Below are 13,654 nucleotides of genomic sequence, written 5' to 3'. Positions count from 1 at the left end.
CGTGAGCGAACCGCTGATCGGCCCCGACGAGGTGCTCGACGTCCTGGTCCCTTCCCGCGCCCTGGCGGCTGCCGTCGAGGCGGTCTCGCCGCGGGTGCGCGCGCACCGCTGGTCGGTGCTCGACGGCCCGCCCAGCGGCGACGCCGTCCGCTCCCGGGTGTGGGTCCCGCGCTCCGGTGGCGCCGACGTGCCCGACGGGGAGTTCTTCGCCGCGCTGCCCGACCTGCGCGTGGTGCAGCTGCTCAGCGCCGGCGCCGAGCGCTTCGCCGGGCGGCTCCCCGAGGGCGTCACCCTGTGCAACGCCCGCGGTGCGCACACGCCCTCGACCGCGGAGTGGGCGGTGACCGCCACCCTGGCCGCCCAGCGCGGGATGCCGTTCTTCGTCCGCGAGCAGGACGCCGGCCGCTGGACCCCGCGCACCCACCACTCCCTGGTCGGCGCGAAGGTGCTCGTCGTCGGCGCCGGCGACATCGGCCGCACGATCGGCCGGATGATGGCCGGCTTCGACGTCGAGCTGACCTTCGTCGCGCGCACCGCCCGCGACGGCGTGCACGCCACCAGCGAGCTGCCCGAGCTGCTGCCGCAGGCCGACGTCGTCGTCGTGATCGTGCCGGTGACCGACGAGACGACCGGCCTGGTGGACGCCGCGTTCCTCGCCGCGATGAAGGACGACGCCCTGCTGGTCAACGCCGCCCGCGGCGTGGTCGTCGACACCGACGCCCTGCTCGCCGAGCTGACGTCGGGCCGGCTGCGCGCCGCCCTCGACGTCACCGAGCCCGAGCCGCTGCCCGAGGGGCACCCGCTCTGGTCGGCGCCCAACCTGCTGCTCACCCCACACGTCGGCGGCGACGTGCCGGGCACGAACCTCCGCGCCGCGGCGGCGGTCACCGACCAGCTGCGCCGGATCCTCGACGGCCGGCCGCTGGAGAACGTGGTCGACCGCTACTGAGCCGCAGGCGCTACCGGTCCGCCGGCGGCGCGGGGGAGGGGATGCGGCCGCCCGAGGCGTGCGCGATCGCGGGCAGGTCGCGGGCGCGCACCGCGGGCAGCCGCACCTCGGTGCCTCCGGTGGTGACCAGCCAGAGGTCGGCCCGCTCGCCGACGCGCACGCCGGCGAGCTCCGCCCACGGCACCCGGCGGCTGCCGGCCAGCGTGCGCACGGTGATCGCCTCGTCGTCGACGTCGAAGCCGGTGCGCACCACCCAGAGGGCGACCACCGCGGGGATGACCAGCAGCAGCAGCGCCCAGAGCGAGGCGGCGGCCAGCGCGGTCAGGCAGATGGCGAACACCAGCACCGGCAGCAGCGAGGTGCGGTTCATGCGGAAGCGCGCGGGGGTGGCCACGGGAGGTGATCCTCCCACCGCCGGGAACGTGGCCGGGAGCACCGGCCTAGCATCGGTGCCCGTGACGACCGGCGAGGACCTCATCCCAGGCAACGACTCGGCCAGCGCGACCCGCAGCCCCATGAAGCCGCGCAGCTTCGAGGTGACCGACGGGGACGCCAAGGCCCCCGCCCGCGCGATGCTCCGCGCCGTCGGCATGGGCGACGAGGACATGGTCAAGCCGCAGATCGGCGTCGCCTCGTCCTGGAACGAGATCACCCCCTGCAACCTGTCGCTGCAGCGCCTGGCCCAGCGGGCCAAGGACGGCGTCCGCGCCGCCGGCGGGTTCCCGATGGAGTTCGGCACCATCTCGGTCTCCGACGGCATCTCCATGGGCCACGAGGGCATGCGCGCCTCGCTGGTCTCCCGCGAGGTCATCGCCGACTCGGTCGAGACCGTCATGTTCGCCGAGCGGCTCGACGGCTCGGTGCTGCTGGCCGGCTGCGACAAGTCCCTGCCCGGCATGCTCATGGCCGCCGCCCGCCTGGACCTGGCCAGCGTCTTCCTCTACTCGGGCTCCACGATGCCCGGGAAGCTGGACGACCGGGACCTCACGATCATCGACGTCTTCGAGGCGGTCGGCGCCTGCGCCCGCGGGCTGATCAGCCGCGACGAGCTCACCGCCATCGAGAAGGCGGCCTGCCCCGGACAGGGGTCGTGCGGCGGCATGTACACCGCCAACACGATGGCCAGCGTCGCCGAGGCCCTCGGCATGGCGCTGCCCGGCAGCGCCGCCCCGCCGGCGCCCGACAGCCGCCGCGACGACTACGCCGTGGCGTCGGGCGAGGCGGTCGTCAACCTGCTCCGCCACGGCATCACCGCCCGCCAGATCATGACCAAGAAGGCGTTCGAGAACGCGATCACCGTGGTCATGGCCCTCGGCGGCTCGACCAACGCCGTCCTGCACCTGATGGCGATCGCGCACGAGGCGCAGGTCGACCTCACGCTCGAGGACTTCAACCGGATCGGCGACCGCACGCCGCTGCTGGCCGACGTGAAGCCCTTCGGCCGGTTCGTCATGACCGACGTCGACCGCGTCGGCGGCGTCCCCGTCGTCCTCAAGGCGCTGCTGGACGCCGGCCTGCTCCACGGCGACGTCCTGACCGTCACCGGGAGGACGATGGCGGAGAACCTGGCCGACCTCGCCCCCACCGACCCCGACGGCGCGATCATCCACGCGATGAACGACCCCATCCACCGCACCGGTGGGCTGGACATCCTCCGCGGCTCGCTGGCCCCCGAGGGCGCGGTCGTGAAGTCCGCTGGCTTCGAGTCCACGACCTTCGAGGGCACCGCCCGCGTGTTCGACGGCGAGCAGGGCGCCATGGACGCCGTCACCGACGGCACCCTCCAGCCCGGTGACGTCGTCGTCATCCGGTACGAGGGCCCGCGCGGCGGCCCCGGCATGCGCGAGATGCTCGCGGTCACCGGCGCCATCAAGGGTGCGGGCCTGGGCAAGGACGTCCTGCTGCTCACCGACGGCCGGTTCTCCGGCGGCACCACCGGCCTGTGCATCGGCCACGTCGCCCCCGAGGCCACCGACGGCGGGCCGATCGCGTTCGTCCGCGACGGCGACCGGATCCGCCTGGACCTCGCCACCCGCACCCTGGACCTGCTGGTGGACGACGAGGAGCTGGCCCGCCGCAAGGAGGGCTGGGAGCCGCTGCCCCCGCGCTACACGACCGGTGTCCTCGGCAAGTACGCGAAGCTGGTCGGCTCGGCCGCGCAGGGCGCCATCTGCGGCTGATCGACCCTCCCGTGGCGCCCCCTCCCTTGGGGTGAGGTCCGCACCGCACGACTCGGCCCGGCGCCCGCCGGTGCCGAGAAGGCGGTGTGGACCCGCGTCGCTGGTGGTTGATCGCGGTGGCCGTGCCGGCTGGGATCGCCTGCACCGCCGCCGCCGCAACCCCTGCCCTCCGTGACCTCGGCGACCTCGCCGTCGTCCTCGTCGGACTGATCACCTCGGCCGTCCTGTGGACAGCCGGACGGCAGCCGGGGCGGTCCGCCGCCTGGCGGATGTTCGCCGTCGCGCCGCTGTTCCCGGTGCTCGGGGCCGTGCTGGCATCCCTCGTGGACGCCACCGACCCGCTGGACCGGGTCGTCGTGCGCTGGCTGCCGACCGTGCCCGGCTACGTGATCGCCACCGTCGCCCTGCTCGGGCTCGCGGGCCGGTCGCGACTGCGCACCGGGCGCCTGGCCGCCGCCGAGGCCGCGCTGTTCCTGACCTCCTGCGTGGTGGTGGTCCGCCTGCTCGTCGCCGGCCCCGTCGGCGAGTGGACCGGCATGGAGCTGGGGGAGCGGCTCGTCCTGGGCGCCGCCGTCGCCGTCACCTCGGCGACCATGACCGCCGCCCTCGTGCTGCTCGGCGTCGTCGAGCCGGCCCGCCGGCGGATGGCCGCGGTGCTGCTGGTCGGCACCGTGCTGCTCACCAGCGGCCGCGGGCTGGGCACGTCCGCCGTGCTCTCCGACACCGATGCGCTGGTGGCGCTGTCCCGCTTCCTCGTCGCCGGCGGGCTGCTCCTGCTCGCGCTCGCCGTGCTCACCGACCCCGGCCGGGACGCCGCGCCGCCGGCGCCGCGCACCGTCTCGCGCACCGTCGAGATCGGCCACCTGCTGCCGCTGGGCGCGCTGGTCGTCGCCGTCACGGCCGCCGGCGTGGTCCGCTTCCTGGGCCGGCAGCTGGACGTGGCCACCTGGGCCGGGCTCCTGCTCGCCGTCCTGCTGGCCCTCGTGCAGCGCTGGACCTCCGCCTGCCAGGAGCAGCGCCTGTCCGCGCGGCTGCGCCGCAGCGAGGCCTACTTCCGCTCGCTGGTCCACTCGGGCACCGACGCCGTCGTGCTGCTGGACGACGCCCTGCGCGTCACTTGGGCCTCCCCGGCCCTGGACCGCGTCCTGGGCGCCGCGGCGGCCGGGCTCGTCGGCCGCCCCCTGCTCGACGCCGTGCACCCGGAGGACACCGCCGCCATCGAGGAGGCCCTCGTGCCCGGCGGGCCGGTCTCGCCGCTGCTCGGCCTGCGGCTGGCGGACACCGACGGCGTGTGGCGCTGCCTCGAGGCCGGCATCGCCGACCTCCGCGACGACCCCGACGTGGGCGCCGTCGTCCTGCAGTGCCGCGACATGACCGAGCGGCAGGCCCGCGAGGCCTCGCTGCAGAACGTCGCCTACATCGACCCGATGACCACCCTGCCCAACCGGGCCGGGATGCTGCAGCTGCTCGGCGAGCGGCTGACCGGCCCGGCCGGGGCCGAGGAACCGGGCACCCTGCTCCTGGTCGAGCTCGACGGGATCCTCGAGGCCCGCGAGCACGCCGGCCGCGACGTGGTCGGTGCGGTCGTGGCCGAGATCGGCCGCCGGCTGCGTGCCACCGTGCGCGGCGACGACGTCGTCGCCCGCATGGGCGGGGGTTCCTTCGGCGTCCTGACCACGGGGCAGGGCGCCGACGCCGACCGGCTGGCGGGTCGGATCCTCTCCGTCGTCGAGCAGCCGATCCCGACCGACGCCGGCATCGTCGACCTCACCGCCGGCGTCGGCCTGGTGGAGCTCGACCCGGGCCTGGCGGTCGAGGACCTGCTGGCCCGCGCCGACCTGGCCGTGCGCGCCGCCCGCGCCGCCGGCCAGGGCATGGCGCAGCGCTACCGCCCCGCCCTCGGCGAGGCCGCCGCGCGCCGCGAGCAGCTGCGCGAGGACCTGCGCTCCGCCCGCGCCCGCGGCGAGCTGTTCGTGCTCTTCCAGCCCGTCGTCTCCCTCGCCGACCGGCGCATGTCCGGGGTCGAGGCGCTGCTGCGCTGGCGGCACCCCACCCTGGTGGGAGATCCCGCCGGCGGAGTTCCTGCCGATCGCCGAGCAGTCCGGCCTCCTGGGCGAGCTGCAGCGCTTCGCGCTGGAGGAGGCCGTCACGACGGCCGCCGTCTTGCCGGAGTCCGCGGGCGATGTGCTCATCGGCCTGGACGCGCCGGCCGCCTACGTGGCCACCGGCGCGATGGTGGCCGACGTCGAGGCGGCGCTGCGCCGCTCCGGCCTGGCGCCCGAGCGGCTGGTGCTCGAGATCAGCCACGAGACCGTCACCTCCCGCGAGGAGCGCGACGCCCTCGACGTCGCGACCCTCCGGCTCATGGGCGTGCACGTGGGCCTCACCGGCTTCGGTGGCGACTCCTCGGTGCTGACGCACCTGACGCGGCTGCCGATCGACATGGTCAAGCTCGACCGCGCCTTCGTGTCCCGCATCGACCGCGACCCGAAGATGCGCGCGCTGTGCGAGTCGGTCCTCGGCATCGGCCGGGCCCTGGGCATGTCGGTCATCGCGGAGGGGGTGGAGACCTCCGCCCAGCTCGCCGTGCTGAGCAGCTTCGGCTGCGACTACGCGCAGGGCTTCCTGCTCGCCCGCCCGATGCCGCGCGAGCAGCTCGTGGCCGTGCTCCGCGACGAGGCGGGGGCGGCGTGGCCGGGTCTGGTCAGCTCCCGATGAGCGACGGTGCGCGGTGACCGCTCACCCGGCGGCGGGGTGGCCCCGCCGGCCGCTGGTGGTCGCGCTCGCGGCCACCGCCGTCGTGCTCGCCGTCCAGCAGCTCGTCGTCCCCGGCTGGAACGGGTGGAGCGGTCCGGCGGGGCTCGCGCTGGCCACCGCCGGCCTCACCGCGCTGATCGCCCGTCACGGCCGCCGGCTCGATGCGCGGGCGGCCGTCACGTGGCGGTCGGTCGCCCTCATCGGCGGTCTGCTCGCCCTGGGCCACCTGGTGCGCGCGCTCACGGGGGCCGGCGTGAACCCCACCGCCGCCGGGCCCGCCGATCTCTTCCTGGCCGCCACCGGACCGGTGGTGGTCCTGCTCTGCGTGCGGCTCATGCGCTCGACCGGCGGCCGGCTGCGGGTGCAGGTCGTGCTGGACGCGCTGGTCGCCCTCGTCGCGCTCGGCGTGCTGGTCCAGCTGCTGGTGCCGCTCACCCCCGGCCCCGACGGGGCGCCGGGGGACCAGCTGCTCACCGTCTACTACCCGGTCGTCACCGCCGTCCTCTGCGCCGTCGGTCTGGTCACCGTCGGCGCCGTCTCCCCGCCGCGGCGGCGCGCGGCCGGCTGGGTGCTGGCCGGGTTCACCTCGCTCGCGGTGACCCTGACCGTCGGCGCCCTCGCGGTGGCCGGGCCCTCCGCGCTGCTGGACGCCGTCGCGACCACCGCCTACCTCGGCGTGCTCGCGGCCGCGACGCTCGCGCTGGCCGCCGACCCCGGCCCGCGGGGCGCCACGGAGGCCCTCGGCGCCTCGTCGGTGCCCCTGTTCGGCGTCGTGGTCAGCTGCTGCCTCGGCTTCGGCGTGCTCCTGCTCGTGCTGGGCGGCATGGCCGCCGGGCAGCCGCTGCGCACCCTCGAGGCGCTGCCGCTCGTCGTGCTCATGCTGCTGACCCTCGCCCGCACGCTGGTCTGGGCGGCCGACGGCGCCCGCCTGACCCGGCAGGTGCTGCGGACCGAGGCCTACTTCCGCACGCTGGTCCACCACGCCGCCGACGTCACCGTCGTGCTCGACGCCGCCGGCCAGGTGACCTGGGCCGGGGCAGCCACCCCCGAGATCACGGCGTGGCTGCCCCCCGACCTCGAGGGCCGGGCGCTGCGCGACGTCGTGCACCCCGACGACCGCCACGAGCTGCACGTGGCCCTGGACCGGCGGAGCGACAGCGTCCCGGCGGGCGCGGACGGGCCGGCGCCGGTCTTCCGGCTGCGCGGCAGGACCGGTGCCTGGCACCGGTTCGAGGTCGTCCGCGCCGCCTCCTCCTCGGTGCTGCCCGCGGACGCGGCGGGGGAGCGCGCCGGCCGCGGCGACGGCACCGTCCTGCACCTGCGCGACGCCGACGGGCGGCGCAGCAGCGACCTCGAGCGGATGGCCTACACCGACTACCTGACCGGGTTGCCCAACCGGGCGCGGCTCATGGCGGCGCTCGCCGACGCCCGCGCCCGGGCCGCCCAGGGCGAGCCGGCCTCGTTCCTGCTGCTGGACCTGGACGGCTTCAAGCTGGTCAACGACGTCGCCGGGCACGACGCGGGGGACGACCTGCTGGTGCAGGTCGCCGGCCGGCTGCGCGCCGCGGTCCGCGACGGCGACCTGGTCGCCCGGCTCGGCGGCGACGAGTTCGCCGTCCTGGTCCGCGGTCCGCTGGAGGACGCCGTGGGTCTGGCCGAGCGCGTCGTCGCCGACCTGCGCACCGTCCGCGCCGCGCCCGACGCCGCCCGCGCGGCGGGGGTCGTCTTCGACGTCGGCGGCAGCGTCGGCGCGACCGCCCTGGACGCCGACGACGAGGCGTCGGAGACCATCCGGCAGGCCGACATCGCGCTGCGCGCGGCCAAGGCCGACGGCAAGTCCTGCGTCCGGACGGCGGCCCGGGCCACCGACTCCGCGATGGGCCGCCGTGCCCGGCTCGCCCGCGACCTGCCCGCCGCCCTGGACCAGGAGCACTTCCGGATGGTCTACCAGCCGGTGGTCGGGATCGAGGAGCGGCGCATCCTGGGCCTGGAGTCCCTCGTCCGCTGGGACCACCCGGTGCTGGGCACCGTGCCGCCCGACGAGTTCATCTCCCTGGCCGAGGACGAGGGCCTGATCGTCGCGCTGCAGCGCTGGGTGCTGCGGCGGGCGACCCGCGACGCCGCGGCGCTGCTCGCCGCCGGGTTCCAGGTCATGACGAGCGTCAACGTCTCGGTCCGCCACCTGCAGGCCGGCTGCCTGGCCCCCGACGTGGCCGTCGCGCTGGCGGAGTCCGGCCTGCCGCCGCACAAGCTCATCCTCGAGATCACCGAGTCGGTGATGCTCGACGCGGAGGACCGGCTCGAGAGCGACCTCGCCACGCTGCGCGAGATGGGGTGCGTGCTCTCGGTCGACGACTTCGGCCGCGGCTACTCGTCGCTGGCCTACCTGTCCCGGCTGCCGGTGCAGATCCTCAAGCTGGACCGCGCGTTCGTCGCGGACATCGAGCACGACGAGCGCGGGGCCACCCTCGTGGCCGGCGTCCTGGACCTCGGCCGGCGGCTGGGCCTGGACGTCGTCGCGGAGGGCGTGGAGACCGCCGGCCAGCGGCGCCTGCTCGAGTAGCGCGGGTGCCGGTTCATGCAGGGCTGGCTGTTCGGCCGGCCGGTCGACGCCGGCTCGCTCCAGGAGGTGCTCGCCGGCTTCGACGCGGAGGCCGTCCTCGCCGACCGCGGTGTGGATCTGGACACCAATGCCCAGCCAGTGGGACGGGCTGGTTGACGGCCGGCCGTCGGCAGGCGCACAGTGTGGAGGTGCCCCACGCCTGCCCGCTCGTCGACGGCCGCTCCCGCAGCCTCCTCGTAGTTCCGTAGCGCGCCGGTCCACCCGACCGACGCGCTGACCCCTCCGTGCCTGCGGCACGAGGGGTTTTTTGTTGCCCGACAGCTGTCGACGCCCGCACCGCACACCCGCACCGTCCCGCACGGCCAGGAGAGAACCCCGGATGACCACCAGCCAGAGCGAGTCCGCCACCCGCGAGGCCGCCACCGCCCTCACGGGCGTCGAGACGACGGCCCGCTCCCTCGACGAGGCCGCCCACGAGCCGGCCACGGGCATCACCGGGGCGCAGAGCCTCGTCCGCTCGCTGGAGGCCATCGGCGTCGACGTCGTCTTCGGCATCCCCGGCGGCGCGATCCTGCCGCTCTACGACCCGCTGTTCGACTCGAAGGTCCGGCACGTGCTGGTGCGCCACGAGCAGGGCGCCGGGCACGCCGCCACCGGGTACGCGCAGGCCACCGGGCGGGTGGGCGTCTGCATGGCGACCTCCGGCCCCGGTGCGACCAACCTGGTCACCCCGCTGGCCGACGCCTACATGGACTCGGTCCCGATCGTCGCGATCACCGGTCAGGTGCCCAGCGGCGCGATCGGCACCGACGCCTTCCAGGAGGCGGACATCCGCGGCATCACGATGCCGATCACCAAGCACAACTTCCTGGTCACCGACGCCGCCGACATCCCGCAGCGCATCGCCGAGGCCTTCCACCTGGCCTCCACCGGGCGGCCCGGCCCGGTCCTGGTCGACGTCCCCAAGGACGTGCTGCAGGCGACGACGGACTTCGCCTGGCCGCCGCGGATGGACCTGCCGGGTTACCGGCCGACCACCCGGCCGCACGGCAAGCAGGTCCGCGAGGCCGCGACGCTGATCGCCGGTGCGAGCCGGCCGGTGCTCTACGTCGGCGGCGGCGTGCTCAAGGCCGGTGCCACCGAGGAGCTGGCCGAGCTCGCCCGGCTGACCGGCGCGCCCGTCGTCACCACGCTGATGGCCCGCGGCGCGTTCCCCGACAGCGACCCGCAGCACCTGGGCATGCCCGGCATGCACGGCACCGTCGCCGCGGTGACCGCGCTGCAGAAGTCCGACGTGCTCGTGGCCCTGGGCGCCCGCTTCGACGACCGGGTGACCGGCCAGCTGTCGAGCTTCGCGCCCGACGCGCTCGTCGTGCACGCCGACATCGACCCGGCCGAGATCGGCAAGAACCGCAAGGCCGACGTGCCGATCGTGGGTGACGCTAAGGAGACCATCGGCCAGCTGGTCACCGCGCTGCGCGCCGAGCACGAGGCCGGGCGCACCCCCGACCTGGCGGCCTGGTGGGCGCAGCTGGACACCTGGCGCGAGCGGTACCCGCTGGGCTACGACGAGCCCGAGGACGGCGCGCTCTCGCCGCAGTACGTCATCGAGCGGCTCGGCGCGATCGCCGGCCCGGACGCGATCTACACCTCCGGCGTGGGTCAGCACCAGATGTGGGCCGCGCAGTTCATCAAGTACGAGAAGCCCGGCACCTGGCTCAACAGCGGCGGCCTCGGCACGATGGGCTACGCCGTCCCCGCGGCCATGGGCGCCAAGCAGGGCATGCCGGAGACCACCGTGTGGGCGATCGACGGCGACGGCTGCTTCCAGATGACCAACCAGGAGCTGGCCACCTGCGCCATCGAGGGCATCCCGATCAAGGTCGCGGTCATCAACAACGGCAACCTCGGCATGGTGCGGCAGTGGCAGACCCTGTTCTACGAGGGCCGCTACTCCAACACCAAGCTGCACCCGCAGAACGCCGACGGCACGCCCAAGCCGGTGCGCATCCCCGACTTCGTGGCCCTGGCCGAGGCGCTGGGCTGCGTCGGGCTGCGCTGCGAGAGCAAGGACGACGTGGACGCCGTGATCGAGAAGGCCATGGCGATCACCGACGCCCCCGTCGTCATCGACTTCATCGTCGGCTCGGACGCGCAGGTGTGGCCGATGGTGGCTGCTGGCGCGAGCAACGACGACATCCTCGCCGCGCGCGACGTGCGGCCCGTCTTCGGAGAGGGTCAGGTCTGATGCCCCGCCACACGCTCTCGGTGCTGGTCGAGAACAAGTCCGGTGTCCTGGCCCGCGTCTCGGCGCTGTTCAGCCGGCGCGCCTTCAACATCGAGTCCCTCGCCGTCGGCCCGACCGAGAACCCCGGCCTGTCGCGCATGACGATCGTCGTGGAGGCCGAGGCCCAGCCGCTCGAGCAGATCACCAAGCAGCTGAACAAGCTGGTGGAGATCATCAAGATCGTCGAGCTGGAGACCGGCGCCGCGGTGCAGCGCGAGCTGCTCCTGGTCAAGGTGCGCGCGCCGCTGGCCGAGCGCACCCAGGTCCTCCAGACCGCCGAGCTGTTCCGGGCCCGCGTCATCGACGTCAACCCGGAGACGGTGACCCTCGAGGCCACCGGCACCCCCGACAAGCTGCAGGCGCTGCTCGCCGTCCTCGCCCCGCTGGGCATCAAGGAGATGGCGCAGTCGGGCACCGTGGCCCTGGGCCGCGGCCCGCGGTCCATGTCCGGCACCGGTACGTTGCGCCCCGTCGAGCGCACCGCCTGAGTCACCCGCTCGAAACAACCGAAGGGACACACCACAGCATGGCCGCCGAGATCTTCTACGACGACGACGCCGACCTCTCGATCATCCAGGGGCGCACCGTCGCCGTCCTGGGCTACGGCAGCCAGGGGCACGCGCACGCGCTGTCGCTGCGCGACTCGGGCGTCGACGTCCGCGTCGGCCTGCCCGAGGGCAGCAAGAGCCGGGCCAAGGCCGAGGCCGAGGGCCTGCGGGTCGTCACGCCGGCCGAGGCGGCCGCCGAGGCCGACCTGATCATGATCCTGGCGCCCGACCACGTGCAGCGCGGGCTGTACAAGGAGTCGGTCGAGCCGAACCTCCAGGACGGCGACGCGCTGTTCTTCGGCCACGGCTTCAACATCCGGTTCGGCTACATCCAGCCCCCGGCCGGCGTCGACGTCGCCATGGTCGCCCCCAAGGGCCCCGGCCACCTGGTGCGCCGCGAGTTCGAGAACGGCAAGGGCGTGCCCTGCCTGATCGCCGTCGAGCAGGACGCCAGCGGCAACGCCCAGGCGCTCGCGCTGTCCTACGCCAAGGCCATCGGCGGCTCGCGCGCCGGCGTCATCAAGACGACCTTCGCCGAGGAGACCGAGACCGACCTGTTCGGCGAGCAGGCCGTGCTCTGCGGTGGCGCCAGCGCGCTGATCACCGCCGGGTTCGAGACCCTCACCGAGGCCGGCTACCAGCCCGAGGTCGCCTACTTCGAGTGCCTGCACGAGCTCAAGTTGATCGTCGACCTGATGTACGAGGGCGGCATCGCCAAGCAGCGCTGGTCGGTGTCCGACACCGCCGAGTACGGCGACTACACCTCGGGCCCGAAGGTCATCGACGCCCGCGTGAAGGAGTCGATGAAGGACGTCCTCACCGCGATCCAGGACGGCTCGTGGGCTGCCGCCTTCATCGCCGACCAGGACGCCGGCGCGCCGGACTTCAAGGCCAAGCGCGCCGCCGCCGAGGCGCACCCGATCGAGGAGACCGGGCGCAAGCTGCGCGGCCTCATGAGCTGGGTGTCCGCCGAGGACGACTACACCGGGACCGCCGCGCGCTGATCCAGCACGTGAAAGGGCCCCGTCACCTCGCGGTGACGGGGCCCTTCTGCGTTCCTACCGGGTCAGTAGCCGTAGCCGCCAGCCGCCTGGTACTTCGGCGAGGGACCGTGCTGGTTCGGCGCCGGGTCGCCGTCCTGGGCCCAGAACACGATCAGCACGATGATGCCGACCAGCGGCACCAGGGCGATGAGCTGCCACCAGCCGGACTTGCCGATGTCGTGCAGGCGGCGGGCGCCCACGGCGAGGCCGGGGATGAGCAGCCCGAGGCCGACGACGATCTGCAGCAGCGGCACGCCGAGCACCTGGTCGATGATCGAGGCGACGACCGAGGCCAGGAAGTTGGCCAGGTAGAACCACCAGAACTCCGAGCGCCGGGCCCGGCCGGTGAAGTTCGCGTACTGGCCCAGGACGCTGCGCACCGCAGTGGCGATGTCCATCTGCGGCGAGGCGCCCGACGGGCCGGCGTAGCCGGGAGCCGCGGGGTAGGCCTGGCCGTAGCCCGGGGCCTGGCCGTAGCCCGGGGCCTGGCCGTAGCCGGCCGGCGGGGGGGTCGTGCCCCAGCCCGGCTGGTCCTCGGGCGGGACGTTCGGGTCGTAGCCGGGGGGTGGGGTCGTCATCGCGCAGCGTCCTCCTGGGCCGCCCGCCACGGCGGCGGGTCGTCGGGCCGGAGTGTAGGGGTTCCGGGCCCCGGGCCTCAGGAGCCGCGGCGGCCCCGGGAGGCGGCGAAGAAGTCGGCGGACGGCCGCAGGGACAGCAGCAGCACGATCGCCAGGGCCCCGGCGAAGAGCAGCAGGTTGACGACGACGTCGCCGCCGCTCGTGCTGTTGACGCTGCCGAGGAACCCCAGCGTGGTGACGACGAGCGCGATCGAGCCGCCCACCAGCAGCAGCACCCGGCTGCGCCCGGTCAGCGCCCACACCCCGCCCCAGATGAGCAGCACCGCCCACGCGATCGCGAGCAGCGCGACGACCACCGCCACCGCGACCGCCGCGTCGGCGAGGCCGTCGAACCCGGCGGGTGAGGAGTCGTCGTCCAGGCTGCCTGCGATCGCGCCCAGGACCAGCGCGCCGAGCGCCACGACCAGACCGAAGGCGCCGAACACGAACCCGAGGACGGCGGCCGCGACGACCGTGCCCGGCCGACGGGGCGGGGGTGCGAGATGCCCGTGCGGTTGCTGCTGTGGGTACCCGGCGTAGCCGAACCGGCCGCCGTGCGGCCCCCGGCTCCAGGCGGGGTCCTCCGGGAGGCGGGGCAGGTCCCCGGGGGGCTGCGTCACGTCGTCCTCCCTCGGTCGGCGCGGCGGATGCCGCGACGCGGCCAGGATGAGCGGTCCGCGGGGCCGGCGGCAAGAGCTCGGGCGGCTGTC

At 74.8% G+C, this 13,654-nt stretch carries 11 protein-coding genes and 1 pseudogene; 9 read left to right on the top strand and 3 right to left on the bottom strand.

Features of this window, described 5'->3' with window-relative positions:
- Position 1 precedes the first annotated feature (1 nt).
- Complete coding sequence (locus tag JKP75_RS14240) at positions 2 to 949, top strand: 2-hydroxyacid dehydrogenase (protein WP_200490647.1); 948 nt, start codon at positions 2 to 4, stop codon at positions 947 to 949.
- 10 nt (positions 950 to 959) lie between these two features.
- Here JKP75_RS14240 and JKP75_RS14235 read toward each other — a convergent pair whose 3' ends face one another.
- Positions 960 to 1,343 carry a PH domain-containing protein gene (locus JKP75_RS14235; RefSeq protein ID WP_309229850.1) on the bottom strand — a complete coding sequence of 128 codons (384 nt, stop codon included), beginning with the start codon at positions 1,341 to 1,343 and terminating at the stop codon, positions 960 to 962.
- Between the two features lie 61 nt (positions 1,344 to 1,404).
- Here JKP75_RS14235 and ilvD point away from each other — a divergent pair, with 61 nt between their 5' ends.
- The 8 genes and pseudogenes from ilvD (at position 1,405) to ilvC (ending at position 12,288) form a co-directional block, all read left to right on the top strand.
- The gene (gene ilvD, locus JKP75_RS14230) at positions 1,405 to 3,129 is read left to right on the top strand and encodes a dihydroxy-acid dehydratase (RefSeq protein ID WP_200490649.1); all 1,725 of its coding nucleotides are present in this window, start codon (positions 1,405 to 1,407) and stop codon (positions 3,127 to 3,129) included.
- Between the two features lie 269 nt (positions 3,130 to 3,398).
- Positions 3,399 to 5,174: pseudogene (locus tag JKP75_RS14225) on the top strand (diguanylate cyclase domain-containing protein); the annotation flags it as partial.
- 19 nt (positions 5,175 to 5,193) lie between these two features.
- Complete coding sequence (locus JKP75_RS24685) at positions 5,194 to 5,847, top strand: EAL domain-containing protein (protein ID WP_375539254.1); 654 nt, start codon at positions 5,194 to 5,196, stop codon at positions 5,845 to 5,847.
- A gap of 13 nt (positions 5,848 to 5,860) precedes the next feature.
- Positions 5,861 to 8,449 (top strand): EAL domain-containing protein, encoded by a 2,589-nt coding sequence (locus tag JKP75_RS14220; RefSeq protein ID WP_200490651.1) that lies wholly within the window; start codon positions 5,861 to 5,863, stop codon positions 8,447 to 8,449.
- Positions 8,450 to 8,464: 15 nt separating this feature from the next.
- On the top strand, positions 8,465 to 8,605 hold the full coding sequence (locus tag JKP75_RS14215; RefSeq protein WP_200490652.1) for a hypothetical protein: 141 nt from the start codon (positions 8,465 to 8,467) through the stop codon (positions 8,603 to 8,605).
- 223 nt (positions 8,606 to 8,828) lie between these two features.
- Entirely contained in the window at positions 8,829 to 10,697 is a 1,869-nt protein-coding gene (locus JKP75_RS14210) for an acetolactate synthase large subunit (protein ID WP_200490653.1), read from the top strand.
- Positions 10,697 to 11,224, top strand: a complete 528-nt coding sequence (gene ilvN / locus JKP75_RS14205; protein ID WP_200490654.1) for an acetolactate synthase small subunit — start codon at positions 10,697 to 10,699, stop codon at positions 11,222 to 11,224. The genes JKP75_RS14210 and ilvN overlap by 1 nt, the downstream gene beginning before the upstream one ends.
- A gap of 38 nt (positions 11,225 to 11,262) precedes the next feature.
- Positions 11,263 to 12,288 carry a ketol-acid reductoisomerase gene (gene ilvC, locus JKP75_RS14200; protein ID WP_200490655.1) on the top strand — a complete coding sequence of 342 codons (1,026 nt, stop codon included), beginning with the start codon at positions 11,263 to 11,265 and terminating at the stop codon, positions 12,286 to 12,288.
- A 62-nt stretch (positions 12,289 to 12,350) separates the two neighbouring features.
- On the opposite strand, the gene JKP75_RS14195 is transcribed toward ilvC, so the two are convergent.
- Positions 12,351 to 12,905 (bottom strand): DUF805 domain-containing protein, encoded by a 555-nt coding sequence (locus JKP75_RS14195; protein WP_200490656.1) that lies wholly within the window; start codon positions 12,903 to 12,905, stop codon positions 12,351 to 12,353.
- Positions 12,906 to 12,982: 77 nt separating this feature from the next.
- A complete protein-coding gene (locus tag JKP75_RS14190; protein WP_200490657.1) occupies positions 12,983 to 13,564 on the bottom strand; it encodes a hypothetical protein in 582 nt (193 codons plus the stop codon).
- Between the last annotated feature and the right edge of the window lie 90 nt (positions 13,565 to 13,654).

The organism is Blastococcus sp. TML/M2B (genome assembly GCF_016612865.1).
GTDB lineage: Bacteria > Actinomycetota > Actinomycetes > Mycobacteriales > Geodermatophilaceae > Blastococcus.
This window is presented reverse-complemented; position numbering and strand designations above follow the sequence as displayed.

What these genes read in the sequence shown, in the direction of transcription:
- JKP75_RS14215 (WP_200490652.1), top strand. Translation starts at nt 8,465, where the DNA reads ATGCAGGGCTGGCTGTTCGGCCGGCCGGTCGACGCCGGCTCGCTCCAG.
- JKP75_RS14210 (WP_200490653.1), top strand. Translation starts at nt 8,829, where the DNA reads ATGACCACCAGCCAGAGCGAGTCCGCCACCCGCGAGGCCGCCACCGCC.
- ilvN (WP_200490654.1), top strand. Translation starts at nt 10,697, where the DNA reads ATGCCCCGCCACACGCTCTCGGTGCTGGTCGAGAACAAGTCCGGTGTC.
- ilvC (WP_200490655.1), top strand. Translation starts at nt 11,263, where the DNA reads ATGGCCGCCGAGATCTTCTACGACGACGACGCCGACCTCTCGATCATC.
- JKP75_RS14195 (WP_200490656.1), bottom strand. Translation starts at nt 12,905, where the DNA reads ATGACGACCCCACCCCCCGGCTACGACCCGAACGTCCCGCCCGAGGAC.